We start from the raw sequence: 24996 nt of genomic DNA, 5'->3' as shown, positions 1-24996 counted from the left end.
CGAACGGTAAGATAGCCCTAGCAGATCGAGACAGAGAGTCATGCAAGTACAGACCCCCGATTGGGTAAAGCACGCGGTATTCTACCAAATCTTCCCCGATCGCTTTGCCCGAAGCAACGACGCGCGATCGAACCTTTCAACAGCGTCACTTCCCTTCGAACCCTGGGACGAACCGCCCACCTTACAAGGCTACAAAGGTGGCAACCTCTGGGGGGTCATCGACCGACTGGACTATCTTCGAGATTTAGGCATTACCGCCCTTTACCTGACGCCGATTTTCCAATCGGCCAGCAACCACCGCTATCACACCCACGACTACTATCGCATCGATCCGATTTTGGGAGGAAACGAAGCCTTCAACGCGCTCCTCGATGCAGCGCACCAGCGAGATATCAAAGTCGTCATCGACGGTGTTTTCAACCACGCCAGTCGGGGCTTTTACTTTTTCAACGACATTCTCGAACAGGGTCCGCACTCCCCCTGGCTCGACTGGTTCAAAATCGAAAACTGGCCGGTCTCGGCTTACGACGGCGACAAACCCGCCAACTATACCAGTTGGGTGGGAAACCGCGCCCTCCCGCAGTTCAACCACGACAACCCCGACGTGCGGGAATACATCATGCAAGTGGGCGAATATTGGATTCGTCAAGGGGTAGACGGTTGGCGTCTCGACGTTCCCTTTGAAGTCCAAACCCCAGGATTTTGGCAAGAATTTCGCGATCGCGTTAAAGCCGTCGATCCCGACGCTTACATTGTCGGCGAAGTCTGGCGAGACGCCCGAGAGTGGCTCGACGGGACGCAGTTCGACGGCGTGATGAACTACTTATTTACCGGGCCGACGATCGCCTTTACCGCAGGCGATCGCGTAGTACGCGCCCTGGCCGAACCCCACGAATACGATCCCTATCCCGCCCTCGACGCCCAGGGATACGCTACCAAAATCGAACAGCTTCTCGACTTATATCCGTGGGACATCCAACTGACACAAATGAACCTCCTCGACAGCCACGATACGCCGCGACTGTTAACGCTGACAGGCGACGATCTCGACAGTTTAAAACTGTCGGTGTTACTGAAGATGACCTTTCCCGGTGCGCCCTGTCTGTATTACGGCGATGAAGTGGGTTTGGTAGGAGGCAACGATCCCGATTGTCGGCGAACCTTTCCCGAACCGCACGATTGGAATCGAGACGTTCTCGAACTGTATCGCTCGCTGATTGCATTGCGCCATCGCTATGAGGCATTGCGCCTCGGCACCTATCGCGTCCTGTTAGCCGACGGAACGGTTTACGTCTTTTCTCGAACCTTGGGTGAAGAAGAGATCGTGGTTGCCGTCAATACCGGAACGGAGTCCGAAAGCGTCCGTCTCGACGCCGTTTCGACCCGAGCCAAAGCTCTCGAAAACCCTTTGGCGTTGCAGTTTGGGACTAAGGAAATTGCAGAACGACTTCGAGTTGAAGGGAGTACCCTTTCCTTCGAGTTGCCGCCCCGTAGCGGTTGTATCTTTGGCTAGCTAAACGAGTTCCCCGAGCGGCTTAAAGTGGCAAGAGTTGCGGTTACGTTGCGGTTATAATATCTTGAAGCCGTTATGGTAATCTTTTGCAGTCTGAAACCTAGATACAGGAGGCGATAGAATGACCCAAGTGTTGGTCGGTGAAAACGAAGAAATCGAATCTGCACTGCGTCGGTTCAAACGTCAAGTTTCTAAAGCTGGCATTTTTGCTGATATCAAGCGTCTTCGCCACTACGAAACACCGATCGAGAAAAAGAAACGCAAGGCGATCGCTCGACGCAAAAAGCGTTTTCGCTAACCCCAACCGAGTTCGCCCGTCCCGCACGGGCTGAGACTCCAAGGCTTAGAGAAAAGCCGCGATGGGACAGCCGAAGCGTTCGCGCTCGTCGATCGCGGCTTTTGCTCGACCGAGCCAACCCATCCGTTCCCTCTCACAAGCGATGGAAATGTTCGGAGTCGGGACGTTCGAGTCTGCCGTCTTCGAGATAGGTCACGCAATCGGCAAGATCGAGAATGCGAGGATCGTGCGTGACCATCAGCACCGTGACGCCTTCCTCTTTGGCGAGACGGCGCAACAGAGCCATCACGTCGTGACCGCTTTGAGAGTCGAGGGCGGCGGTGGGTTCGTCGGCCATGATAATTTCGGGTCGGCTGACGAGGGCGCGGGCGATCGCAACGCGCTGCTTTTGGCCGCCGGAAAGATTGCGCGGCAAGTTTTCAGTTTTATCGCCGAGTCCGACCTGTTCTAGCATCTGACAAGCAGCTAGACGGGCTTTGCGTCCGCGAATGCCTTTGAGGTTGAGGGCGACTTCCACGTTTTCGGCCGCTGTCAGGGCGGGAAACAGGTTAAACCCTTGAAAAACGAACCCGATGCGATCGAGGCGGAAGCGAGACAGCGCCTTACGGGACATCTGCGTGATATTTTCACCGAGCAGATAGACGTTTCCCGCTGTCGGTGCGAGCAACCCCGCCAAAATCGACAGCAGCGTGGTTTTTCCAGACCCTGAAGGTCCCATCAATAGTTGAACGTGACCGCGTTCGATATCTAAATCGATTTCCTTCAACACGGTATACGTCTTGTTGCCAGCTTGAAACGACATTTCGATCCCCCGAGCGGAGATGGCGGTCTCGCTGACGTCTCCTATCGTTGCGATCGAGGTCGAAGTCGGCCTCTGAGTAGACACCGGAATGTTAAGTGGAGAAACAATCATTGATTTGTGGTTCTAGCACGAGCGAGATTAGCGTTTCGAGCTAAATGACGTGTTGTGATTCCCGAGCGATCGAGGCGCGATCTCAGCCAGCAAACGAAACTGATGTCGCGTCACGCCCGAAAAACCGTGTGAGGGAAAATCGTAAAAGTAGCTCCATCTTTAACGATTTTTTGGGGCATTTCAAGCCAAACAACATAAAAACCGTATTTTTACGGTCAGGCTTTGAAGACAATTGCCGGATCGACACGCATCACTTTTTGAATGGCGAACACGCCAGACCCGACGCACATCATCACCGTCAATCCCAAGACCCCGGCGGCTGTCGTGGGTGTAATGAGGATGATAATTCCCATCGACGAGGCTGCCCACTTCGACAGTCCGAGACACAAGGCCATGCCCGGCAGGTATCCGAGAACTGCCATCCAGAGCGCCTGTTCTATAATTACGCGATACAACGTCCAATCAGATGCCCCCATCGCTTTGAGAGTGCCGAACTCTTTGATGCGATCGGAGACGGAGGAGTACAGGATTTGACCGACGATGGCAACGCCGACGACGACGCCCAATCCCGCACCGAACCCCAAGACGAACCCGATCCCCGTGCGTTGCTGCCAGTAGTCCCGCGTCAGTTGGGCGATTTCTTCGCGGGTGTAGGCGACGGTTCCCGGTAGTTCCGCTTCGAGTGTTTGTTTGAGGTCTTGTAAGTTGCGACCGTCCTCGGCTCGAACGAGCAGATGGGTCGTCGTATCCGAGCGGCTGAGAGAACGGGGAGACGGAGGCGGGGCGATCTCGGCGGAGGACTCCGACTGTTTGCGGTAAGTGTTGGTACAGTTGACGTTGCCGTCGCCATCGACCGTACAGTTTACGGAAGTCCCGATATCCGTGGTCGCGTAGGTGTTGGCGCTTTCTAAGGAGGTAAATACGAAAACGCTCGAGGCGATCGACTGCGTGCCTTCTGTTAGCCCGACGACTTTTGCCGGCAGAGAGTCGATCTGACCCGATTCGCCGACACCGTTTAGGTTGAGCGAGTCGAGTTGGGAGCGATCGACGACGACTGTGTACGGCTCCTGTAAGGCGCTGACGCTGCCTTCGACGACGTTCCAAGGTGCGAAGAGTTCGCCGCCGGGATCGAATCCGACGATACGTAGCGGCGCGATGTTACCACCGGGTTTTTGCCACTTCCCACCGGATAAGAGGAGCGGCTCGACGAGTTCTACACCGTCGATTTCCCGAGCTTGAAACAACAGTTCCATCGGTAACGGCGGTGTTAGCTCGAAGTACACCATCTCTTCAGAGGACACCCAAATATCGGCGTTCGACTTATCGAGGATCAGAGCCGTCGATTTGAGAAACCCCCGAAAAATTCCGGTTTGAACGGTAACGAGGGTTACGGCGAATAAAATTCCAGCTTGGGCGACGAGGAAGCGAGGTATATCTTCGAGAAGGTTTTTGCGAGCGATCGAGGCCATACGCGAGGTTTCGAGAGGAATTTTAAGGTCGAGAACGTGAGGCTGTCACTGTAAATGGTAGGTGCAAAGCCTCACCCCTACTTCTAGCGTAATGGAGGATTTGAAAGTCGCACATTCTCGGATTGACTTTTTTATAAAAATATGCAAGGGAATGGGGAAGATAATTGCAAATTTCTCCTCATCACCTCATCACGCAGTGGGTCGTACTTCAAAGGTGGTGAGTCCTTGAGGATCTTCGGAGGACACGGACAAATCGGTCACGTCTGCTGAGAGCGGTCCTTGGTGACACCAGGCGATCGCCTGTTCGACGGCGGTAAGCTGTCCTTCAAAAACGGCCTCGACGCGACCGTCACTGCGGTTGCGAACCCAACCGGACAGTCCTAAACGATCGGCCTGTTGGTGGGTCGAATAGCGAAATCCCACGCCTTGCACTTTGCCTGAAATTAAAACCCGAACGCGCGTCGGGATCGAGTCGTTAACGGTCATTTTTCTCCTAATACACACTTATTCTCGAACGCCGCTGGATCGCAAAGACTCGGACGAAATTTCGCGTGCAGGTTGAAACAAACTCAGATCGACCCGGTGGCCGTTGGCGTTGGGGGCGATCGCGATCAGCGGATCGGGATATCCCGTGAGAACTTGTTGTAACTGCCCGGTTTGCAAGTCCCACAGTTTGACGGTTCGTTCGAGACTTCCGCTGGCTAACAGTTGCCCGTCGTTGCTGAGAACCATCGATCGCACGGTTCCGGCGTGACCGTCGAGGTGATAGAGCCGTTCGCCGCTGGTCACGTGCCAGATTTCGATTTGCCCGTCTTGTAACCCGCTGGCTAACAGGTTTCCGTCGGAAGAGAGTGCCAGAGCCGCGATCGCTTCAGAGGCTGTCTCGACGGTACGAACGGCTTCCCCCGTCTCTAGGTTCCACACCTTAACCTGTTTGTCCGTACTACTGCTGGCAAACATTTTTCCGTTGGCAGACAGCGCTAACGCTCTTACGACCCCGCGATGGGCGGCGATCTGGCGACAGAGCGCACCGTTTTCGGCGTTCCAAATTTTAATCGTCCCCCCGCATCCCCCGCTGACGAGATAGTTACCGTCTGGAGACAACGCAACCGCACTCACGCCGCTGTCGTGGCCGGCGAACGATCGCCGCAACTTGGCACTTCCAGACTGAATCAGGTGTAGAGCTTTATCGGTCGAACTCATCGAGAGGGATTGTCCCGAGTTGCTCGTGGCGGCCGGCATCACCGACCAAGTCCGACCGGCGAGGGCGCGGCTGACCGCTTCTTCGCCCACAAACCACAGTTTCAGGCTACCATCGTATCCGCCGCTAACGAGGGTCGCGCCATCAGCTCCGACCGCCAGGGGATAGGTGGAGTTTGAAGCCCCCGTCACCGGGCGCAACCAATCTTGAGACACGGCGGTTTCTGAGGTGCTGAGGTCTTCTAGACAGGTGGACAGTCCGCCGATGTACAGTAAGGCTTCCCCCTTGAGGGAAGACGTTGATTTCAGACGATCGCTCGGCAAAAAACCCGCCAAAATCGGACGGTAGACCTGACAGGTTTCGTCGACGGGTTCGCGAATCCACACCCACACGACCACTTCGCTATCTGGGGCGTTGGGAGACTGGGAAAACTCGGGCAAGCGATCGCTGACGACCGGTTCGACCGAAATGCGAACCTGGGGGCGCTCGGCGACGTAAAACGCTGCTTCGGGAGGGTCGGCGGCGGGATCGAAGGGAACGGGAACGACGGTCGCGTCGAGAACGGCGGCCACGGCAGCTCGAGCCAACTGGTGTTTGAGATACTGTCGCAGCAACTCTCGGACGGGAATCGAGGGGTCTGACCGCAGGATGAGACGCCGACAGGAGGCTCGCAATTGAGAGAGTCGATCGCCTGAAATTTCCACGTATTCGCTGTGAAATCCCGACCGGTGGCAATGAAACAGCAACGACGAATCGCCCGTTTTCCAGGCAAGGGTCAGGCGTCGTTGAAAGTCGGCTTGTAAGGCTCTTAGCGGCGTCGTCCAGTCCATCGAGAGGTTCTGCTAGAATCCAAAAAAGCGGTCGAAGATGGGAAGTTCGAACGAAGTATTCCCGCGCTCGTCGGGGAGATCGCGTGCGGGGCGATCGCGGGCGACCGGTCGGGTTGACGGCAATCTATACCCATTGTTCCATCAAGCTGGCGATCGCCTACTCGTCTTCAAAGCCCGAGGTCGTCTCGAACCAGCCACGACGCCAGAAAAATGCAACCAATCCGGCCGCGATCGTCACCGTTACCCCCCAAAAGGCTGGATATCCCCACGACCAGTTCAACTCCGGCATATTCCAAGGGGAACTTTCGGGATTGAAATTCATGCCGTAAACACCGACGAGAAAGGTCAGCGGAATGAAAATTGTTGAAATGACGGTTAAAACTTTCATCACCTCGTTGGTTTTGTTGCTCACCGCTGAGAGATAAACATCCATCAGTCCCGATGCGAGTTCCCGGTAGGTTTCTACCATTTCTAACACTTGCAGGACGTGGTCGTAACAATCGCGCAGGTACAACCGAACGTCTGAGTCGAGGTAGGTGTTGTTACTGCTGCGACTGAGAAGGCTAATGGCACTGCGTTGGGGCCAGATGGCACGTCGCAGTTCGAGGAGTTCGCGGCGCAAACGGTAAATTTTTTGGAGGGTGTGGGGGGTCGGACGAACGACGACTTCGTCTTCGAGGTGGGCTAGGCGTTCTCCGTACTGTTCGAGAACGGGGAAAAACCCGTCGATCGCCGCATCGATGAGGGAGTAGGCCAGATAATCGTGGCGCAGACGCTCGGACTCGCTGGAGTATGCCATTTTGTTAGACCGCAAGCGATCGCGGATCGATCCGAATTCGTCGCGATCGGCTTTTTCGCGCACCGTCAGCAAATAGTGAGGGGCGAGAACGAAGCTCAACTGCTCGCTGTCAAATCCCGGTTCGTCTTCGCGAGGAAATACTAATCGCGAGATGACCACGATGCGATCGTCGTATTCTTCAACTTTCGGGCGTTGGGGAACGTTCACGACGTCTTCGAGAACTAACGGGTGCAGCTCGAAGACCTTTTCCATCTGTTCCCACAGTTGCGCGTTTCCCAAACCTCGCACGTCTACCCAAGAGAGGGAATCGCTGGTGAGATACGGTTTGCAGGCTTCGGGTTCGATGTTTTCGAGCCAGGTTACGTCGCGATCGCTACAGTCGAGCAACGCGATGCGAGCGGGCGCGGCGTCCTTCTCGAAAACTAGGGTTCCGGGGGCGCTTCCGGGTTCGTCGTGGAAGTATTCTTGCATAAAGACATCGTATCGCTCTCGACCGGGGCGAGGTTGGGTTTCCCCCCACCCGCGATCGCTGTTGGCGTTAACGTAACTGACGAGCTGACCGCCTCAACTCAGGGCGATCGCCGCGCGATCGAAGTAGTGCGACACTTCTGCAGACAAGGCGGCGGCGATGGAAACGTCAACGTCGCTGAGGGCAGTTTCGAGAGCGTCGAGGGTCGCGTTTTTCATCACCGCGATCGCTCGTATGGCAGACGGTCGGGGAACGCCGAGAGTATCGTAGGTTTCTTTTAAGCCGTAGAGACAGCACTCGTCGAGAACGGACGCATCCCCGGCTAACAGGGCATAGCTGATATAGCGCAGGATAAATTCGCCGTCGCGCAAACAAGTCGCCATGCGACTCATGGGGTAGCAGTTGCCGCCTTCTTGGATTAAATGGGGATTTTCTGCCACCATCGAGGACACGGAACGAGTCACGATGGATTTGGCCTTTTGGCGTATCGTGCTGACTGCATCTAAACGCTCTCGCCTCGCCGCCACGAATTGGCGAAGTCGATCGAGGCGTTCGGGTTCGACGTAGGTGGTTTGGGCTTCGGCTTCGGCGACAGCTCTCGAGAACGAGTCAAACACGATATTCGATATGGGATAGAGAGGGGCGAGGGGGAATTGGGGATCGATGGCGTCTGGCTCTCGGACGCGGCGATCCAAATAATGGTTTAATTTTTTTGGCGTTTGTCAAGCCTTGCGAGGCTTTCTTCGCAAAAATTTATAAATTGCGTGCGTTTTTTTGACGAAATGTTAACGCAGCGCGATCGGTTCGGGGGCTGGCGATACGAGCCAACTCCATTTCTACCCGTTATCGCAGGGAGGAGCCGCCTCCCGACGAAACGGCTCGATCGTCTCAATCTTCATGTTCTTCAAAGGGATCGATCAGTTGTTTGGACGGCGGACCGAAGGAGAGATAGATGCCGAAGGCAGTAATCCCAATCAGGATCGCTGCGATCGAAATGCTAAGAACTGTTGCGGGTTCCATAGGTCAATTCAAAAATGAGGACTCTTCCCCTATAATATTACGAAAACTTAAAATTTTCTCAGATACCAATTCACCCCAAGGTTAACTCATGGCACAAAGAACCCGTTTAGGCGAGCTTCTCAGACCCTTGAACTCTGAGTACGGGAAAGTGGTTCCCGGCTGGGGAACGACTCCCCTCATGGGCGTATTCATGCTGCTCTTTTTCGTCTTCTTGCTGATTATCCTGCAAATCTACAACTCTTCGCTGCTCATCGAAGGCGTTGATGTGGATTGGGCGAACTTAACGCGTTAAGTCGGGGCTGCCGTTTCAGTACCTCGACTGACATCCTCAGATAGATCCCGGCTCGGCCGGGATTTTTTGTCGGTACAATAAATAAACGCAACCGGGGATCTTCACCCCAACCGGCCGCGATTCGTTGATTGCAGGAGAGCAGGATTATGAATATTTTCGGGATTGGTTTGCCAGAGGCGATCGTCATTTTGGTGATTGCTCTGCTGATTTTCGGCCCGAAGAAACTACCGGAAATCGGCAGCAGCCTCGGAAAAGCCATTCGCAGTTTCCAAGACGCCTCGAAAGAGTTTGAAAGCGAGCTGAAACGCGAAACCCAGCAACTGAACGCCCAGAAGCAGCAAGAGACGAAAACTGAAAAACCCGACGAAGCCTGAGATCCTCAATAGGTTTGGACATCTTCTACTTAATCGTAGGATCTTGCTGTGGGACGATCGCCTGTGGCACGATAAATCCCCGAATATATAAAGAGATCTCCTGAAGCGATCCGACCGATGACCTCGAGTTCTGCACCGCCCAAACTACTGACCCCCCAATTGATCGTCGGACTGGGCAATCCCGGTCCGAAGTACGATCGCACCCGTCACAATATCGGATTTACGGCTGTCGAAGCCCTGGCGCGATCGTGGCAAATTCCTCTCAGCGAACAGCGTAAGTTTAAAGGGGAATACGGCGAAGGAACGACCGTCGCCGGTCGAAAGATTCGCCTCCTCAAACCGCTCACGTATATGAATCGATCGGGGGAATCGATTCAAGCGGTGGTGAATTGGTACAAACTCCCTCCCGAGTCCGTTTTGATCGTTTACGACGATATGGATCTTCCGGTCGGACGCATTCGCCTGCGGTTGGCGGGATCGGCGGGAGGTCACAACGGCATGAAATCCACGATTTCTCACCTGGGAACGCAGAACTTTCCTCGGTTGCGGGTGGGGATCGGCCGTCCCCAACCCGCTGACGACGGTTCGATTTCCCACGTCCTCGGGAAATTTTCACCTCGGGAAAACGAAATCCTGTCTGAAGTGTTGTACCTCGTCCGAGATGCGATCGAAGTGAGTTTGAAAGACGGGGTCGAAAAAGCGATGAGTCTGTACAACAGTCGCAATCTCGCAGAATCGACTTGAGTTCTAACCGTTTACCCAAAACCACCGCCTACGTGCGCGTCACCGATCGTTCGTGGCATCACGGACTGTTACTCGGCGAAGTGACGGCGGGAGCGTTTACCTGGCAGTTTCAATGGCAGTTTCGGCGATCGCGCCTCGTCGTCGAACCCTCTCAAGGACGCGCGCTGATTCAAGAACCCCTCGGACGCTTCCTCGAACAGCAAGACTACCAACTCGAACCGGGGAGCGATTACTGGTTTACGATTCGAGGAGATATTTAAGGGGCAAGGGAGACAAGGGAGAGGGCGAGAGGGGGAGGTTTCGCACGATCGCTCTTCACTCTTCCCTGAATTTGCCCTCTTACCTGATGTTGACGACACCCCGACTTCTCGGAGAAGTCGGGGTGTTGTTTGTTTAGGGAGACTTTTTTTTGAATATCAAATTTTCATGACATTAAGGGCGATCGCACCGCCAGTAATGGGGGACTAATGTTAAATTTCTATGACATAACGATCCCAAAAATCCCTATAATTTCGTGAAGCGCCCTTAGATCGATTGTTTTCGCCTCTTGTACATTCCGAAAGTTTTCTGCAAGATATACCTAGTCGGGCGATCCCGGCGATCCCAAATTCATCACAAACTTTCGGCATCTCTCGAAAAATCCGTTCGTTTGTCAAAATTTTTTGACAACCTTATCGAGATAGACCCAAAAGCCCTATGTCACAAGAACGTCCCCCCCTAGAGGAAATGACCCTGCGGCAGCTACGCAAAGTTGCCAGCGAGTGTGGCATTTCTCGCTATAGCCGAATGCGGAAGTCTCAGTTACTGGCCGCGATTCAAGCAGTCTTACCCGAACAAGTCGTTCGGCAACCTTCCCAAGAACTCAAGCAACCCCAACCCAATCCCAGCAGTACATCTCGTCAATTGGAGGCTCAAGAAGCAGTGGAAGCGGCAAAATTCGAACTCGGTCAAGACGATCGCACCGGCGGCGAACTCGCCTCCGTAGATGAAGGGTTAGCCGATTTGCCTGACGGCTACGGCGAAAGTCGTATTGTCTTGATGCCTCGCGATCCCCAATGGGCTTATTGCTATTGGGACGTTTCCAACGAACATAAAGAAGAACTCCGTCACCAAGGAGGACAACAACTCGCCCTCCGCATTTACGATTCGACGGACATCGACCTCAACAGCCAACGTCCCCACAGTATCCAAGAGTATCCTTGCGACGAACTGGCACGGGAATGGTACTTACCGATCCCGGTCAGCGATCGCGATTACATTGTCGATATCGGTTATCGCTGTGCCGACGGCCGCTGGTTAGTCCTGGCGCGATCGCTCCCGGTTCACGTTCCGCCGGTTTATCCCTCTGACTGGATTGAAGACGTCTTCATCACCGTCAACTGGAATGAAGAACTTCAAGGTAAAACCTTCGTGGAACTGGTTCCGCCGAGCAAAAAAGTGGCACCGGCTCCCGCTGGCGAAAACCCCATCTACGACGAAATCTTCGGCATGGCCAAATCTGTCGAAGCGCAACGGGTGGCCGGGTCGCTGTTCGGTTCCATGCAGCAAGTTCCCGAGCAAGCGATCAGCTCCTACGTCTTCCCCTCCGGTGTGGGAATGTGGGCAGTTCCGACGGCCTCCGGTATGGTCTCCGGTTTGACCATGTCTGGCGTGGGAATGTCTGGTGTCGGTTTCAGCGCTTCCATGCCACCGATGCGTCCGCGCAAGTTCTGGCTCATTGCCGACGCCGAACTCATCGTTTACGGTGCCACCGAACCCGATGCGACGGTCACGATCGGCGGTCGTCCCATCAAACTCAATCCCGACGGTACTTTCCGGTTCCAAATGTCCTTCCAAGACGGACTCATCGACTACCCGATCATGGCGGTGGCGGCCGATGGCGAACAAACGCGATCGATCCACATGAAGTTCGAGCGCGAAACGCCGTCTCGCAATACCAACACCAAAGAAGAAGCAGTCGAAGAATGGCTGAGCTAGTGTGAAGCCAGTCGCTCTCGCAGCGCGATCGCTTCGACAGTTCGATCTTTCCAATCCCCCCAGCGTCTTTCGAGAGGCTGGGGGGTTTCGATCGGGAATTGGCAACGACCCCCAACCCACCGATCGAAAAAAAGAAAAGGGAGAGTCTGACAACTCCCCCCGTTCGTGTGAATGGCTATCTGTAAAGTCCGTTGAAATCAAAAAACAACGATGCGATCGCGATTATTCACTCCGTTGAAACGACGAGAGAAACTCGCGAATCTTCTCGGCAGCAATATCGCGACCCCCCAACCCGAAGGCCAGAGCCACCGCTACGGCCAACGCCCCCAGCAACAAGCCAAAGGCGAGGTTGACGATATCTGGCGCGATCCCCATTTGTTGTAAGGTCATGGCGACCACGAACACGATGATGGAGATGCGAGCCACTTGCGCCAGAAGCCGAGCTTGCGAGCTACCCGAGCCGACGATGAGGTTGTACACGAGATTGGCTAAGTACAGTCCGATGGCCAACACCACCAATCCGGCGAGGATGCGGCCGAAAATGACCAACAAGCCCGCTACGATCTCGTTGAGAGCGGGAATTTGTAAGACATCGACAGCCGCAATAATGGCAAACAGTTCGATGCCCACCCAAACGATAATGCCGACGAATTCAGACGGCGTGCGACTTCCCGCTTGGAACGGCGTCATCGCACCGGGATCTTCCGGACGGCGTGGCGGTGGATTGAGACCCAACGCCGAGAAGATGTTGTTGAAGCCCAAGCTCGTGAGCAGGCTGGTGACGAATTCCGACACCCAACGCCCCAGGAAGAAGAACACGGCGATAATCAGACCGGCCGTGAAGATCTGCGGCAGGAAGTCGAGAACTTGCTCGAGCATACTAATTGCCGGCCCGGAGACAGCCTGAATTTGCAAGGCGTCTAGGGCAGCGATCGCGATGGGAATTAAGAGCAACACGTATGCTAACGTGCCGACAATCCCCGATAGGGGCATTCCCCCGACTTGAGACAGTCCGACTCTCGCACCGAGGCTGTCGATTCCCGTCGCGGCCAGTAGGTTCGTGACCAAGCCGCGCACGATTCGCGCGACGAGCCAACCGACAACACCGATGACCACAGCCATCAAGATGTTCGGCAAGTAAGACAGGATTTTCTCGAGCATCGCTTGCAGGGGATCGAGCAATCCCTGTAAGCCGAGGGTGTCGAGAACGATGGGTAAGAACAGTAGGAAGATAAACCAATAGAGGGTATTGGCTAAGGTCTCGTTGACGAGGAACGGACTTTGACCTCCAGACTGTTCGGCGAGGCGATCGTCGAGGCGAAAGCGGGATAGACCTCTAGTGAGCAATACTTTCGACAGGGTCGCCAACACCCACGCAAATCCCAACCATAGTAAAGCTGCACCGATTCGGGGCAGATAGTCGAAGATTTGTTCTAAAAATCCCGCGAGGGGAGCGGAGACGATCTCCAGACTGAGGGCGTTGAAGAACGCTAACAATCCGAAGAGTAGGATAATCCAGTATACGAACGCCGCCGCCCACTGTTCGATGGGGAACGAGGATCTACCCTCGGTGTCTCCCGTCATCCAAGCGGCGATTTTGTTATCGATATCGGTTTGGTGAAGAACGGCTTTGAGAGCCGTGGCGGCCAGGGTCGCTCCTAGCCAGAACAGGATCAAGATAGCGATCGCTCCGAGCAGGTTCGGTAAAAAGGTACCGAAGGCTTCGCCGATGCTATCGAAAAACGATCCGAAATCCACTTGAGCGAGAAGCTGAGGGTCGCTCGAGTCGTGGATCGATGGGATACACCACGTTTCTATCATGCAGGTTTTACGCGATCGAGACCTCCCTCGCGGTCGAGGCGAGGTACGCCGCGCCCTCCGTATTACTACAACGTCATCTGAACCGCGATCGCGCGATCGAGGCATTTACAGATGCCGACCGCAATCGGCCGGGGATTCAATCGAACTAAACTCGTAGTAAGGATAGCGATGTTGCGTCGCACTGCAACACTTGGGATTATCCTACAGAAATAATTCGATTCCTCCTAGGTTTTACGGGTTTTTTTACGCTTTATATAGGATCTCGCCTATCCGTTTCTTCTCGCGCTCTCCTCGAAGCCACTTCTCTTTGACGTGGGAATCTGTGTCAAGATTGAGAAAACAGTCGATCGCCGTGGTGCGATTGCTGTCTTACTGAGTTTTACGCTTATCTCGATCCGACCTCGCCGATGCGAACCTCGAATACTGCCCGCTCTGCTTCACCCACTCACCGTCTGTTCGAGCAGTCGGTTTACGTACGTGCTAGCGCCACTGCCGTCGAGCGTTGTTTGACGGATTTAGAGTTAATGCACCAGTGGCTCAATCCGGCGTTGCGTTGCGAACCGGTGGGGACGTGGGATACTCAGGTGGGAGCCGAATGTCGCTTTACGATCCAAATTCCCCTGGTTCGTCCGACGTTACGATCGCGCGTTGTCGAACGAGAACCGGGACTCATCGTCTGGGCGTTCGAGGGGTTTTTCGTCGGGCGCGATCGCTGGGAATGCCAGCCGCAAATCGACGGAACGCTGTTACTCAACCGCTTCGAGTTCGAGATTCCCAATGCCCTCATCGCTTACGGTTTCGATGCCTTCGCTGCCAGTTGGACGAGAGCCGATATGGACGCTCAACTTCGGCGTCTCAAGCGCGTGGCCGAGCGTCTGTACCGTTTGGGTAACGGTTAGAGCAGGACAATGGCGAGCGATCCCATCGACCTCTACGCAGAAATCCGAGGAGACGGCTTTCCGTTCCTGATGCTCCACGGCCATCCTGGAAGCAGTGGCTGTCTGTCCGTACTCGCCGAGCGGTTGAGCGATCGCTATCGCACCATTTGCCCGGACTTACGGGGATACGGCCGCAGCCGACCTCGCGGTTCTTTCGAGATGAGCGCTCATCTCGACGATTTGGACGCGCTGCTCGAGCGTCTCGACGTCGATCGCTATCTCGTGTTAGGTTGGTCTCTCGGGGGAATTTTGGCACTCGAACTCGCCCTGCGCCACGGCGATCGGGTGGCTGGACTCGTCGGCATCGCTACTGCCGCTCGTCCGCGCAGCAGTCATCCCCCCATCAGCCGTAAGGATTTAGCCTATACTGCGGTGGCCGGGATTTTAAACCGAGTCAAACCTGGATGGCGTTGGAATATCGACACCTTCGGCAAGCGATCGCTGTTTCGCTATCTCGTCCGGCGACAGGAGCCGTCAGTTTACCGCTACCTCGCCACTGAAGGGGTTTCCGCGTATTTGAAGACGCACCCCGAGGCAACACGCGCCCTCCAGCAAGCGTTACGGCAGGGGTACGATCGCCGTTCGGATCTCGATCGGGTTCGCTGTCCCTGTCTGTGGTTAGCCGGAGACAGCGACCGTCACGTCACTCCCGAAGCCAGTCGCGAAACAGCGCGATCGCTGGCAGACTGTGAGTGGATCTGTTACCCCGATACCGCCCATCTGTTCCCCTGGGAAATTCCCGAGCGAGTCGGTTGCGATATCGAAGCCTGGCTGTCCGCTCGTCCCGACCTAACGGCGATCGCTCAAGTTTGACCGCTCAGAATCGGCGACGACAAAGGGGAGGTCATCTCTGCCTCCTCGTCGAACACCGTCAGTTCCGTCGGCTTGCAGCGCAGGATTTCGATGCCGATTCCCTGGGCGCTTTCCTGTTCTAAATCTTCGACGTATCCCGCTTTTGCGGTTTCTGCCTCGCCTTGAGACAGAAACGGCCCGAAGTAGTACGTACACTGAGGCGTTTCGGTGACGATTTTCACCCACCAGGCCAGACCGAAGGTTTGCAGGAGGTTAACGAAAAACTCTTTCATGATTAAATTGCCCGCTTGATAACTGAGGTGGAGAACCCTAGACCAACAGACGATTGGCTGCCGTTTGTTACAGTTCTTTATACTGTGCCGTTCGTTTTTTTTCAACGAGTTCGATCGCTCGGAAGCTCGTTCGAGCGATCGGCGTCTCGATCCTACTACGATCCCCGATTTTAGAGGTGTAATCGATTCGACCAACGTTGACGGTAAATTTCGTAAAGGGCCATTCCTGCTGCGACAGAGACGTTGAGACTCGGTGTCGCTCCGGAGAGCGGAATCGACACGAGTTGGTCGCAGTGTCGTTGGGTGAGCATCCCGAGTCCGCTTCCCTCTGCTCCCATCACTAGCACAGTGGCCGCGTTAAATTCAACCTCGTGCAGAGAGCGATCGGCTTTTTCAGAGAGTCCGTAAATCCAAAATCCTTCTTCTTTGAGGGTTTCTAGGGTTTGTGACAAATTAACAACCCGAGCGATGGGGATCGCTTCGATGGCTCCGGCAGCGACTTTCATGACGGTTGAAGACACGCTGGCGGCTCGGCGTTGGGGAACCACGACACCCTGAGCGCCGAGGGCTTCAGCCGTGCGGACGATCGCGCCGAGGTTGTGGGGATCGGTAATTCCGTCGGCAACAACGAGAACGGGGCGATCGTGGGTTTCCTTGGCGCGAGCGATGAGGGCGTCGAGATCCCAATATTCATAGGGCGAAACTTGAGCGGCGACCCCTTGATGGGTGGCACCGTTCGTCATCCGATCTAGCCGCTTGTAAGACACTTCATCGATAACCGTGCCGTTGGCTTTCGCTTCAGTGAGGAGGTTGTGGAAGCGAGGCGCGTGGCGCAACTGGTCTACAATCCAAACGCGGTTGAGGGGGCGATCGCTTTCGAGGGCGCTGAGAACGGTATGGCGACCGTAAATTAAATCGTTCGATTCGTCTTCAGACGGGGTTTCTGGAGATTTGGACTTCACCACGGGAGCCGTCGGTTTGGGACGACGACGGTGGGGCGGACGCGAGGATTTGTGAGATTTGCGAGGGCGAGAATTAGAAGGTGACATGGGACAGATAAAAGCTCGGTAATGAGGAGTGAGAGACGGCAAAGTCGATAAAAGAGGGGCGTTCTCAGGAAATAGAAACTGTCAACAAAACGTACAGGAGATTTTTCCTGTATTTCCAACTTTATGAAGATTTTCTGAAGATTTTGCGGTCTTCACGGAGAAGAAGGATCCGCATCGGAAGCCGAAGCCGAGAGGCTCGGATGGGGATCGAAGGAAATGCGATCGAAAAGCTCGAGTAACCGTTGGGGATCGCAGAGATAGAGATATCCCACCAGAGTTTCCAACCCAGTTGCCTGTTGGTACACAACGGGATCGAGCCGTTTGGGACTTTTAACCGTCGCGTTGCGTCCGCGACGGATCGCGTCTTTTTCCTCGTCCGTCAAATAGGGTTCGATTTCCTGCAAATGCTGAGCTTGACGTTCGGCGCGAACCTGAGCCACGACGCACTGATGATAGGCGCGAGTCCGTTGAGGAGGAAACAAATAGTACCGTCGGACGTATAACTCGTAAACCGCATCGCCGAGATAGGCCAACGCAGCGGCCGAAATGCGCCGAACCTGTTGGGGGGTCAATTCCCCGCGTTGGAGAGCTAACAGTTGGCTTGGGTCTGATGCGAGAGAGCGATCGTCGGAAGTCGGTGGCATACGTAATGAAAAATAGGACAACCAGCCGTTTCGCGCCAAGGCGAAATGGCTGGTCGACCGTTCGCTAGACTCACTTGGAAACGTTTTCGATCGCAGCTTCGACCGACGTCTGTAAAGACAGAAATTTTTCCAAACGCACGAGTTTCACCGTCTGCGTCACTCGTGGGTTGGTGACGATCTGCAAGCTGCCATTGGCGTTTTGGGCTTTCTTTACCAACTGTACCAAGGCCCCCAAACCCGAACTGTCCACGAAATCGATTTTGGACAGATCCAGAATCACGTGAGCCGGTCCTTCCTCGACGCACTTACCCAGAACCTTTTGAAAGTTCGGCTCTGAAAACGCATCGAGGAGTCCAGTGAGTCGGAATAACTGGTAGTTACCTTTGACTTCGCGCGTGCCTCGCAGGCTAACCGTCAAATTGAGTGGCTCAGGAATGGCGTCCTCCTCTTATCGCTTCTGCCTTGAATCAACGCTTCAGTATAGGCTCTTTTCGGAAATTTTGTCCACTGAAACAGCGGGGGTCACGACGCGGTTTTTCGGGTTTCCCGCATCGTCTGGACGAACTGGTCGAACAGGTAATCCGCATCGTGAGGACCGGGACTGGCTTCGGGGTGATACTGCACGGAAAACAGCGGTAATTGCTTGTGACGCAGTCCGGCCACCGTGCGATCGTTGAGGTTGAGATGGGTAATTTCGATGTCGGCGGCGAGAGAATCGGCGTCGATGGCGAAGCCGTGGTTTTGGCTGGTAATCTCCACCTGCTGCGTCAAGCCACAGGGTTGGTTGAGACCGCGATGGCCGAACTTGAGTTTAAAGGTTTCGGCACCGATGGCCTGACCGAGAATTTGGTGTCCCATGCAGATCCCGAACATGGGTTTTTCAGAGTTGAGGAGCGCCTTGACCGTTTCGACGCCGTCTTTGACCGCCGCCGGGTCTCCCGGTCCGTTAGAGAGAAAAATTCCGTCGGGATCGTATTTTAAAATCTCTTCTGGGGGCGTGTTGACAGGAACTACCACCACGCGACAGCCGTAGCTGGCAAGGCGACGCAGGATGTTGCGCTTGACGCCGAAATCGATCGCCACCACTGTATAGATCTCGCCGTTCTTCGCCGATTGAGGTCGAAATTCCCAAACTGGGTTGGTGGGTTCGCTCCATTCATAGATTTCAGACGTGGTGACTTCCGGCACTAAGTTTAACCCCGCCATGCTGGGGGCAGACTGAACGCGAGCGAGCAACTCTCCAGGATCGAGAATTTCTGTCGAAACCGCTCCGTTCATCGCACCTGAAGAACGAATTTTACGCGTTAAGGCGCGAGTATCGATGCCGTAGATGCCAGGAATACCGTGTTGTTTGAGATAATCGGGGAGAGATTGAGTCGATCGCCAGTTGCTCGGACGCGTGCAGATATTGCGAGCGATCGCGGCTTTGGCGAAAGGGCGAGCCGACTCTTCATCGTCGGGATTGACGCCGACGTTTCCCAATTCTGGATAAGTAAACGTAATTAACTGACCGCAGTAGCTCGGGTCGGTCAACACTTCTTGATATCCCGTCATTCCGGTGTTGAACACGACTTCGCCGATGGCCGTTCCCGTGGCTCCGAACGACCAGCCTTTGTAGTGAGTACCGTCGGCGAGAACGAGGATTGCGGGTTGAGCGCCTGAAATGGCCATGCGGGTAACGGATATATACGGATCGGCGTTATTATGCCACGTCTTGGCAACCGACGGTGTAATGGTATGTAACGGTGCGATCGCATTCTGACAGAGGAGCAGGGGAGCCGGGGAGAGGGGGAGAAAGGGAGAGGGGGAGCAGGGGAGCAACTGTTACCTGCTTACTGTCTTGACTGGTGACTGGTGACTGGTGACTGGTGACTGGTGACTGGTGACTGGTGACTGGTGACTGTAAAAGACTGGTGACTGAAACACTGCTCTTCACTTTTCCCTGATATGAGATACTGCAAACAAAAGAAATGCAAATAGGGATCGAGAATAAATAACCGTGAAAGCAATTACTCTATTAGGCTCCACTGGCTCCATCGGCACTCAAACCCTCGATATTGTCGCGCAATATCCCGATCGCTTCCGTCTCGTGGGAATTGCAGCGGGGAATAATATCGAACTTCTGGTTCGGCAAGTTCGCCAGTTTAAACCTGAAATTGTAGCGATTCGCAACGAAGACAAGTTTTCTGAATTAAAAGAAGCTCTGGCCGATCTCGATCCCCAACCGCAATTGCTTTCAGGCGAAGCAGGCATTATTGAAGTGGCGCGGTACGGCGACGCGGAAGCCGTGGTCACAGGAATTGTCGGATGTGCGGGGTTGCTGCCGACGATCGCGGCGATCGAAGCGGGAAAAGACATCGCTCTGGCAAACAAAGAAACTCTGATTGCAGGCGGCCCCGTGGTCAATCCCCTCATCGAAAAACATGGGGTTAAATTATTACCGGCCGACTCCGAACATTCGGCAATTTTTCAGTGCTTGCAAGGGGTTCCCGAGGGCGGTCTCAAACGGATTATCCTTACGGCGTCCGGCGGCGCGTTCCGCGACTGGCCGGTGGAAAAACTACCCGAAGTGACTGTCGCCGATGCCATCAAACATCCGAACTGGTCGATGGGTCGTAAAATCACCGTCGATTCGGCAACGTTGATGAATAAAGGATTAGAAGTCATCGAAGCCCATTATTTGTTTGGATTAGATTACGACGATATCGATATTGTGGTTCACCCTCAAAGTATTATTCACTCGTTAATTGAGTTACAAGATACCTCGGTTTTGGCACAGTTAGGCTGGCCGGATATGCGACTGCCTCTGTTGTATGCGATGTCTTGGCCGGAACGGTTGAAGACGGATTGGGAAAAGCTGGATTTGGTAAAAGCGGGAGATTTGACGTTCCGCGATCCCGATCGCCAAAAGTATCCTTGCATGGATTTGGCTTATACTGCCGGACGTGCGGGGGGATCGATGACGGCGGTGTTAAACGCAGCCAACGAGCAAGCTGTGGCGCTGTTTTTAGACGAAAAAGTCCAGTTTCTCGACATTCCGAAGTTGATTGAATCGACGATCGATCGCCATCGCAGCGACAACACGCAAACTCCGACATTAGAGGATATTTTAGCGGCGGATACTTGGGCGCGTCGAGCAGTGGTTGAGGAAAGTAAAAAACTGGCGTCTAAAGTGGTTTGCGCCTAATTTATAAGCGGTAGGGTGGGCAACGCCCACCTTGCTACTATCCAGGGTTTTAGATTATGGCTCTTCCGATCTTGGTGTGTAGGGTAAATGCCTGTCGCCGAACTCTGGAAAGGGATGCAAACGATTTGAACCCTCGACTCCGCTCGGACTCAACGCTTCAAATTCGCTCAGCGTTGAGCCTTCTTTTTATACAGTTGAGCGAAAACTCTTACCCTGTAAAAAATTCAGTGATTTCTTGCCGAGTCACTTCGTAAGAGCCATTCAATTAAAACAATTTCATTGAGAAAATCTGTATCCTTATTTGCAAACGCTATACTTGGAAAATGGTGGAAATTATGAATTTTAACCGGGATCGAAAGGTTTGTATAGTAACTGGCGGAAACTCGGGTGTAGGTTTGATGACAGCGGTAGGTTTAGCAAAATCGGGCGCTCGTGTATTTATTGCCTGTCGTTCCCCTAATAAAGCAGCAAAAGCCGTAGATTACATTCGTCAGACTACTGGAAATTCAAATGTTAAGTTCCTGCCTCTCGATCTTTCCTCTCTCGAATCGGTTCGCCAGTTTGTAAAACTATTTAAGGAAAGAAATCTTCCCCTACATATCTTAGTAAACAATGCTGGTATCTTTAATAAAACTGGCACAACTAAAGAGGGCTTTGAACTGATTTGGGGAACTAACTATCTAGGTCATTTTCTGCTAACTAACTTGCTGCTAGAAAAGCTGAAAGATTCAGCCCCAAGCCGAATTGTCATGGTCTCTTCTGATTTGGCGCTACAACCCAAATCTATTAGATGGGATTTGGTGCAGAGAAAGACTCCCTTTAACTTTGTAGAACTGTATGCCGTTTCTAAGCTATGTTTGTTATTATTAACGACGGAATTGGCAAGGAGATTCGAGAACACGAGTTTGACTGTTTATGCAGTTCATCCTGGATTTGTGCGGTCTAATATTACCATCTGGCATCGTCTCGGCAAATATTTGGGTCTTGGTATTACTCCCGAAGCGGGTGCTTACAGTACCCTGTTTTGCGCTACTTCTGCTGATTTGGAAGGGGGCAGCGGTAAGTTTTTTGACAGTAAAGCGCGAGAAATACCATTACCTAAATTAGCGCAGGATAGAGAGCTTAGTCAAGCACTTTGGGAACGCAGCTTAATTTGGACTGGATTGGGAAAACACAAAAGCACAATTACAAGCTATTATGATGCTGCTGATGGAATCTTTGGACCATATTCTCTCGCCTTAAATAGTACTGAAATTAGCGTTCTTACTCAAAACATTTTCGAGAAAGTATTACCAAGTACTCCTAAAAAATTATTGAGAATAAATCTCGTTGGTTCTCTTTTTAAATTACAATTTGGTTCGTTTATTTTGCAGTTAATCCAATTCTGTAAAAAAGAATTTTATATGGAAAGACATCTCGATTCGGATGCGGTTTGGAAATTATGTCAGGACGAGAACTTATTGGCAAAGTTAAAAGAGCATTTAGGTGAAGATATAGTTTTATGGCGCTCAGAAATCTGGGTAAATTATCCATCTCAACAATTGATTTCTCTTTGGCATCAAGACTCATATCCCAAACTAATCGAAGGTGTAGATGAAAGCATCAATGCTTATATTGCACTAACAGAAGTTAATGAATTTAATGGATTTGAGTATATACCGAGTGAGTACCTGAAGGATAATGATTGTTATGTAAAAGTATCCGATCCTTTTAGTGGCAATCAGTTTTGGCAAATTACCGATGATGTGACAAAAAAAGCATTACCTGTGGTGCTGCGTCCGGGTGAATTTGTACTGTTTAAAGATCGAGTCGTTCATCGTTCGATTCGCAATACCAGTGGACAAGTTCGACTTGCTCTAACTTTACGGGTTACTCAACCAGGGGTTCGCGTTTTGCCCGGCTATACTTCTATCTACAAACAGCCTGTATCTTTAGGCTCTTCCGACCCTGGTATGTCGGGTAAATGTCTGTAGCCGACCTCTGGAAAGGGATGCAAGCGATTTCAGACCCTTTGTTACAAGTTTTATCGAAAAGTTTCGCTCTGTAAGAGTTTCAGCGATTTCTTGCAGAGTAAGTTCGGAAGAGTCTCAATTTTCAATTTTAAAAATTCCGATCGCTCCGTACAGATCGCCCGCGATCAAAGTTTGACCGTCCCGACTAAAAGCGAGGGCGCTGACGTGGCTTGCTGTCACGGACTGAAGCATTTCGCCCGTTCGGACGTCCCAAAGTTGAATTTCTCCGTCGTCTTGCGGAACGCTAACGGCGACAAACCGACCACTGGGATCGAAAGCGACCGTCACAGTGTCCCCCACTTCGGCGTCTAACGTTTGTTGTTTTTGTCCGTCCTCAAGATCCCAAATTTCGATCGCCTCCCCCACAGTCGCGATCGCCTTTCCATCTACACTCATCCCGACTACCGAGCGATCGCCCCGACTCCACAACGGTAACTCGCCGATCTCAGACACGTTCCAAACGCCCGTTTCCCACGCCGAACTGCCTCCGACATACACCCCGAGATCGCTCGGAAATATAGCTATCCGCTCAGAAATCGCGATCGCCGTAGGAGTCACCGACAGCGGAATCGCATCGAGTAACTCGAACGTCTCCACGTCCCAAATTTGTAGTTCTCTCGCCGTCGCACTGACGAGGGTATTACCATCTTCGGCAAAGGCTAACGCTCGCACCCGGTCTTCAGGACGCTGCAACACTGACGACAGGCGACGCGATTGCAACGGAAGCCGCGTCGAAACCGACCAAATGGCGATCGAACCGTCTCGACTGCTCGAGGCAAACATCGTTCCATCTCGGCTCACGGCAAGGGCGTCGAGGCGATCGCGGTGAGCGTACAATCGTTCTGTCGGTGCAACTAGCCTCGGCTTCGCCGTCGCGGACGGTTTGGCGATCGCCTCGAGAGTTTCTGACGGAGGAGTTTCCGAGGCGATCGTCCCAGATTCCACCTCCACCTCTCGAGATGTCTCGCGATTCGAGATGTAAATGCCCCCCGCCATCGCCAAGATCACGATCGCACCGCCCGCCAACAAATCGTATTTGTACTTGAGCAAATCTGCCCACAACTCCGCCAGAGACTGACCCCAGCCCCCCCCACCCACGCGGGCAACGCTCGTCGGTTGCGGAAACCTTACCGTATAGGCAATAGCAGGAGTGGGAGACATTCCGGAAGCCCTGCGGCGTCTAGCTGGGCGTTTGGGTTTCGGCATCGGTTGCTGTTGCAACCGTCCAGCTTCTCGAACCGTCGGCGGAAAGGGATCGCGACCCCGGAGTTTTTGCTTGCGATCGCACCAAGGACAGTCTGCTAAATGCCGGCCGTAACGATGTTGGGGATTGACCGAACAGGTGACGAGTTGGCGTTCGGCGACTTCGAGAACTCGTACCCAAGTTTGGGCGTCCGGGCGCAGTTTGGGGGTGTGATGTCCCGCCTCGAAACACCGCACGAACAGCCGTTGCAATTCCGGTGTGAGAATCTCAAAACTCGGTGCGACGGGCATGGGACGATAGGGAACCGAACGCGTACCGTAGGGAAAATGTCCCATCGCAATACGGGTTTCGATCGGGGGTGGGTCGCCGCGTCCCGAATACACCCCCGAAAACGGATGGGTTCCCTCCATCAGCAGTTGGAAAATCAACACCGCCAACCCGAAGCGATCGTGTTCGGGCAGACGGCGAACGTGGCGTAAGGTTTTCCCCTGCAATTCCGGCGGTGTAAAATCGGGTTTGCCTACGGGACAGGGATAGAGGCGATCGCGTTGGGGATCGCACACCTGAAACGAATCGGTATCGACTAAGGTAACGAGTGCTGTAGGACTGACGAGAATGTTCGACTCGTTGACGTCGCCGATGACGTAACCCCGTGCGTGAAGGTTGCTGGCGGCGGCGGCGAGATTGCGGGCGCTGCGGTAGAGATAGAGATAGTTAAAAAGCGGGCAGCGATCGCGTCGCGAAGCCGGGGTGTAGAACGTATGGAGGGGAAATCCACCGTCGGCGCGAGGCATGAGAAAGCCTACCACGCGCCCCCGTTGTAATAGTAAATCTTCCGGCCAGGCGATGGAAACGTGACCTTGCGATCGTAGGGGATCGTCTGGCGGATTGGCGTACATGACCGCCAACTTTCGGGGCATCTCCGGCGTAACGCGATGGTAAACCTTTGCCACCCAGGACGAATTTTCCGCCACAGCGTAAACTTTCCCTTCTCCCCCTCCGCCGAGTTCGCGACTTAGGGTGATAAATTCGCCGTTTGACTGCCGTTGCACCTTCATGTTTAGAGGGGGAGAGGGGAAAGTTTACGCTGTGGCGGAAAATTCGTCCTGGGTGGCAAAGGTTTACCATCGCGTTACGCCGGAGATGCCCCGAAAGTT

At 53.7% G+C, this 24996-nt stretch carries 25 protein-coding genes; 11 read left to right on the top strand and 14 right to left on the bottom strand.

What is annotated here, in order from left to right; translation table 11 throughout:
* Window positions 1-40 precede the first annotated feature (40 nt).
* Together POG22_RS20065 and rpsU are read left to right on the top strand one after the other, a co-directional pair.
* Window positions 41-1513, top strand: coding sequence for a glycoside hydrolase family 13 protein (locus tag POG22_RS20065; protein ID WP_498906911.1), 1473 nt, complete (start codon window positions 41-43; stop codon window positions 1511-1513).
* Window positions 1514-1634: 121 nt separating this feature from the next.
* Window positions 1635-1811: a 30S ribosomal protein S21 gene (gene rpsU / locus POG22_RS20060; protein WP_063716166.1), complete on the top strand. Its 177-nt coding sequence runs from the start codon at window positions 1635-1637 to the stop codon at window positions 1809-1811.
* 133 nt (window positions 1812-1944) lie between these two features.
* Here the strand turns inward: rpsU and POG22_RS20055 are convergent, their stop codons facing one another.
* The 7 genes from POG22_RS20055 to psbN all read right to left on the bottom strand — a co-directional run bounded on the left by POG22_RS20055 (window position 1945) and on the right by psbN (window position 8512).
* Entirely contained in the window at window positions 1945-2724 is a 780-nt protein-coding gene (locus POG22_RS20055; RefSeq protein ID WP_498906910.1) for an ABC transporter ATP-binding protein, read from the bottom strand.
* Between the two features lie 215 nt (window positions 2725-2939).
* On the bottom strand, window positions 2940-4193 hold the full coding sequence (locus tag POG22_RS20050) for an FtsX-like permease family protein (RefSeq protein WP_063716165.1): 1254 nt from the start codon (window positions 4191-4193) through the stop codon (window positions 2940-2942).
* Window positions 4194-4382: 189 nt separating this feature from the next.
* Window positions 4383-4679: an acylphosphatase gene (locus tag POG22_RS20045; RefSeq protein WP_063716164.1), complete on the bottom strand. Its 297-nt coding sequence runs from the start codon at window positions 4677-4679 to the stop codon at window positions 4383-4385.
* 18 nt (window positions 4680-4697) lie between these two features.
* Complete coding sequence (locus POG22_RS20040) at window positions 4698-6224, bottom strand: WD40 repeat domain-containing protein (RefSeq protein ID WP_063716163.1); 1527 nt, start codon at window positions 6222-6224, stop codon at window positions 4698-4700.
* A gap of 157 nt (window positions 6225-6381) precedes the next feature.
* On the bottom strand, window positions 6382-7494 hold the full coding sequence (corA, locus tag POG22_RS20035) for a magnesium/cobalt transporter CorA (protein ID WP_063716162.1): 1113 nt from the start codon (window positions 7492-7494) through the stop codon (window positions 6382-6384).
* Between the two features lie 93 nt (window positions 7495-7587).
* The gene (locus POG22_RS20030; RefSeq protein ID WP_498906909.1) at window positions 7588-8187 is read right to left on the bottom strand and encodes a globin family protein; all 600 of its coding nucleotides are present in this window, start codon (window positions 8185-8187) and stop codon (window positions 7588-7590) included.
* A gap of 193 nt (window positions 8188-8380) precedes the next feature.
* Window positions 8381-8512, bottom strand: coding sequence for a photosystem II reaction center protein PsbN (psbN, locus tag POG22_RS20025; RefSeq protein ID WP_063716161.1), 132 nt, complete (start codon window positions 8510-8512; stop codon window positions 8381-8383).
* A gap of 88 nt (window positions 8513-8600) precedes the next feature.
* Between psbN and psbH the strand changes: the two genes are divergently transcribed.
* The 5 genes from psbH (at window position 8601) to POG22_RS20000 (ending at window position 11899) form a co-directional block, all read left to right on the top strand.
* The gene (gene psbH, locus POG22_RS20020; protein ID WP_063716160.1) at window positions 8601-8804 is read left to right on the top strand and encodes a photosystem II reaction center phosphoprotein PsbH; all 204 of its coding nucleotides are present in this window, start codon (window positions 8601-8603) and stop codon (window positions 8802-8804) included.
* Between the two features lie 146 nt (window positions 8805-8950).
* On the top strand, window positions 8951-9178 hold the full coding sequence (locus POG22_RS20015; protein WP_063716159.1) for a TatA/E family twin arginine-targeting protein translocase: 228 nt from the start codon (window positions 8951-8953) through the stop codon (window positions 9176-9178).
* A gap of 117 nt (window positions 9179-9295) precedes the next feature.
* The gene (pth, locus tag POG22_RS20010; RefSeq protein ID WP_498906908.1) at window positions 9296-9922 is read left to right on the top strand and encodes an aminoacyl-tRNA hydrolase; all 627 of its coding nucleotides are present in this window, start codon (window positions 9296-9298) and stop codon (window positions 9920-9922) included.
* Complete coding sequence (locus POG22_RS20005) at window positions 9919-10182, top strand: DUF3146 family protein (RefSeq protein WP_063716157.1); 264 nt, start codon at window positions 9919-9921, stop codon at window positions 10180-10182. The genes pth and POG22_RS20005 overlap by 4 nt, the downstream gene beginning before the upstream one ends.
* Window positions 10183-10618: 436 nt before the next feature.
* The gene (locus POG22_RS20000; protein WP_498906907.1) at window positions 10619-11899 is read left to right on the top strand and encodes a DUF4912 domain-containing protein; all 1281 of its coding nucleotides are present in this window, start codon (window positions 10619-10621) and stop codon (window positions 11897-11899) included.
* Window positions 11900-12121: 222 nt separating this feature from the next.
* On the opposite strand, the gene POG22_RS19995 is transcribed toward POG22_RS20000, so the two are convergent.
* The gene (locus tag POG22_RS19995; protein ID WP_063716155.1) at window positions 12122-13720 is read right to left on the bottom strand and encodes a mechanosensitive ion channel; all 1599 of its coding nucleotides are present in this window, start codon (window positions 13718-13720) and stop codon (window positions 12122-12124) included.
* Window positions 13721-14127: 407 nt separating this feature from the next.
* Between POG22_RS19995 and POG22_RS19990 the strand changes: the two genes are divergently transcribed.
* Together POG22_RS19990 and POG22_RS19985 are read left to right on the top strand one after the other, a co-directional pair.
* Window positions 14128-14619 (top strand): SRPBCC family protein, encoded by a 492-nt coding sequence (locus tag POG22_RS19990; protein ID WP_498906906.1) that lies wholly within the window; start codon window positions 14128-14130, stop codon window positions 14617-14619.
* 9 nt (window positions 14620-14628) lie between these two features.
* The gene (locus POG22_RS19985; protein WP_498906905.1) at window positions 14629-15471 is read left to right on the top strand and encodes an alpha/beta fold hydrolase; all 843 of its coding nucleotides are present in this window, start codon (window positions 14629-14631) and stop codon (window positions 15469-15471) included.
* Here the strand turns inward: POG22_RS19985 and POG22_RS19980 are convergent.
* The 5 genes from POG22_RS19980 to carA all read right to left on the bottom strand — a co-directional run bounded on the left by POG22_RS19980 (window position 15462) and on the right by carA (window position 19107).
* The gene (locus POG22_RS19980) at window positions 15462-15743 is read right to left on the bottom strand and encodes a DUF1816 domain-containing protein (protein ID WP_063716152.1); all 282 of its coding nucleotides are present in this window, start codon (window positions 15741-15743) and stop codon (window positions 15462-15464) included. The genes POG22_RS19985 and POG22_RS19980 overlap by 10 nt on opposite strands.
* Before the next feature lie 170 nt (window positions 15744-15913).
* Window positions 15914-16792, bottom strand: a complete 879-nt coding sequence (gene rlmB / locus POG22_RS19975) for a 23S rRNA (guanosine(2251)-2'-O)-methyltransferase RlmB (RefSeq protein ID WP_063716151.1) — start codon at window positions 16790-16792, stop codon at window positions 15914-15916.
* A 152-nt stretch (window positions 16793-16944) separates the two neighbouring features.
* Window positions 16945-17436, bottom strand: a complete 492-nt coding sequence (locus tag POG22_RS19970) for a ribonuclease III domain-containing protein (protein WP_082901427.1) — start codon at window positions 17434-17436, stop codon at window positions 16945-16947.
* Window positions 17437-17506: 70 nt separating this feature from the next.
* Window positions 17507-17854 carry an STAS domain-containing protein gene (locus POG22_RS19965; protein ID WP_223307441.1) on the bottom strand — a complete coding sequence of 116 codons (348 nt, stop codon included), beginning with the start codon at window positions 17852-17854 and terminating at the stop codon, window positions 17507-17509.
* Between the two features lie 104 nt (window positions 17855-17958).
* Complete coding sequence (gene carA / locus POG22_RS19960; protein ID WP_498906918.1) at window positions 17959-19107, bottom strand: glutamine-hydrolyzing carbamoyl-phosphate synthase small subunit; 1149 nt, start codon at window positions 19105-19107, stop codon at window positions 17959-17961.
* A 328-nt stretch (window positions 19108-19435) separates the two neighbouring features.
* Between carA and dxr the strand changes: the two genes are divergently transcribed.
* Both dxr and POG22_RS19950 read left to right on the top strand, forming a co-directional pair.
* A complete protein-coding gene (gene dxr, locus POG22_RS19955) occupies window positions 19436-20623 on the top strand; it encodes a 1-deoxy-D-xylulose-5-phosphate reductoisomerase (RefSeq protein ID WP_498906904.1) in 1188 nt (395 codons plus the stop codon).
* Between the two features lie 335 nt (window positions 20624-20958).
* Window positions 20959-22596: an SDR family NAD(P)-dependent oxidoreductase gene (locus tag POG22_RS19950; protein ID WP_498906903.1), complete on the top strand. Its 1638-nt coding sequence runs from the start codon at window positions 20959-20961 to the stop codon at window positions 22594-22596.
* A 114-nt stretch (window positions 22597-22710) separates the two neighbouring features.
* Here the strand turns inward: POG22_RS19950 and POG22_RS19945 are convergent, their stop codons facing one another.
* On the bottom strand, window positions 22711-24897 hold the full coding sequence (locus POG22_RS19945) for a hypothetical protein (protein WP_498906902.1): 2187 nt from the start codon (window positions 24895-24897) through the stop codon (window positions 22711-22713).
* Window positions 24898-24996 lie beyond the last annotated feature (99 nt).

It is taken from the genome of Geitlerinema sp. CS-897 (assembly GCF_028368005.1).
Taxonomy (GTDB): domain Bacteria; phylum Cyanobacteriota; class Cyanobacteriia; order Cyanobacteriales; family Geitlerinemataceae; genus Baaleninema; species Baaleninema simplex.
This window is presented reverse-complemented; position numbering and strand designations above follow the sequence as displayed.

What these genes read in the sequence shown, in the direction of transcription:
- POG22_RS20065 (WP_498906911.1), top strand. Translation starts at nt 41, where the DNA reads ATGCAAGTACAGACCCCCGATTGGGTAAAGCACGCGGTATTCTACCAA.
- rpsU (WP_063716166.1), top strand. Translation starts at nt 1,635, where the DNA reads ATGACCCAAGTGTTGGTCGGTGAAAACGAAGAAATCGAATCTGCACTG.
- POG22_RS20055 (WP_498906910.1), bottom strand. Translation starts at nt 2,724, where the DNA reads ATGATTGTTTCTCCACTTAACATTCCGGTGTCTACTCAGAGGCCGACT.
- POG22_RS20050 (WP_063716165.1), bottom strand. Translation starts at nt 4,193, where the DNA reads ATGGCCTCGATCGCTCGCAAAAACCTTCTCGAAGATATACCTCGCTTC.
- POG22_RS20045 (WP_063716164.1), bottom strand. Translation starts at nt 4,679, where the DNA reads ATGACCGTTAACGACTCGATCCCGACGCGCGTTCGGGTTTTAATTTCA.
- POG22_RS20040 (WP_063716163.1), bottom strand. Translation starts at nt 6,224, where the DNA reads ATGGACTGGACGACGCCGCTAAGAGCCTTACAAGCCGACTTTCAACGA.
- corA (WP_063716162.1), bottom strand. Translation starts at nt 7,494, where the DNA reads ATGCAAGAATACTTCCACGACGAACCCGGAAGCGCCCCCGGAACCCTA.
- psbN (WP_063716161.1), bottom strand. Translation starts at nt 8,512, where the DNA reads ATGGAACCCGCAACAGTTCTTAGCATTTCGATCGCAGCGATCCTGATT.
- psbH (WP_063716160.1), top strand. Translation starts at nt 8,601, where the DNA reads ATGGCACAAAGAACCCGTTTAGGCGAGCTTCTCAGACCCTTGAACTCT.
- POG22_RS20015 (WP_063716159.1), top strand. Translation starts at nt 8,951, where the DNA reads ATGAATATTTTCGGGATTGGTTTGCCAGAGGCGATCGTCATTTTGGTG.
- pth (WP_498906908.1), top strand. Translation starts at nt 9,296, where the DNA reads ATGACCTCGAGTTCTGCACCGCCCAAACTACTGACCCCCCAATTGATC.
- POG22_RS20000 (WP_498906907.1), top strand. Translation starts at nt 10,619, where the DNA reads ATGTCACAAGAACGTCCCCCCCTAGAGGAAATGACCCTGCGGCAGCTA.
- POG22_RS19995 (WP_063716155.1), bottom strand. Translation starts at nt 13,720, where the DNA reads ATGATAGAAACGTGGTGTATCCCATCGATCCACGACTCGAGCGACCCT.
- POG22_RS19990 (WP_498906906.1), top strand. Translation starts at nt 14,128, where the DNA reads ATGCGAACCTCGAATACTGCCCGCTCTGCTTCACCCACTCACCGTCTG.
- POG22_RS19985 (WP_498906905.1), top strand. Translation starts at nt 14,629, where the DNA reads ATGGCGAGCGATCCCATCGACCTCTACGCAGAAATCCGAGGAGACGGC.
- POG22_RS19980 (WP_063716152.1), bottom strand. Translation starts at nt 15,743, where the DNA reads ATGAAAGAGTTTTTCGTTAACCTCCTGCAAACCTTCGGTCTGGCCTGG.
- rlmB (WP_063716151.1), bottom strand. Translation starts at nt 16,792, where the DNA reads ATGTCACCTTCTAATTCTCGCCCTCGCAAATCTCACAAATCCTCGCGT.
- POG22_RS19970 (WP_082901427.1), bottom strand. Translation starts at nt 17,436, where the DNA reads ATGCCACCGACTTCCGACGATCGCTCTCTCGCATCAGACCCAAGCCAA.
- carA (WP_498906918.1), bottom strand. Translation starts at nt 19,107, where the DNA reads ATGGCCATTTCAGGCGCTCAACCCGCAATCCTCGTTCTCGCCGACGGT.
- POG22_RS19950 (WP_498906903.1), top strand. Translation starts at nt 20,959, where the DNA reads ATGAATTTTAACCGGGATCGAAAGGTTTGTATAGTAACTGGCGGAAAC.
- POG22_RS19945 (WP_498906902.1), bottom strand. Translation starts at nt 24,897, where the DNA reads ATGAAGGTGCAACGGCAGTCAAACGGCGAATTTATCACCCTAAGTCGC.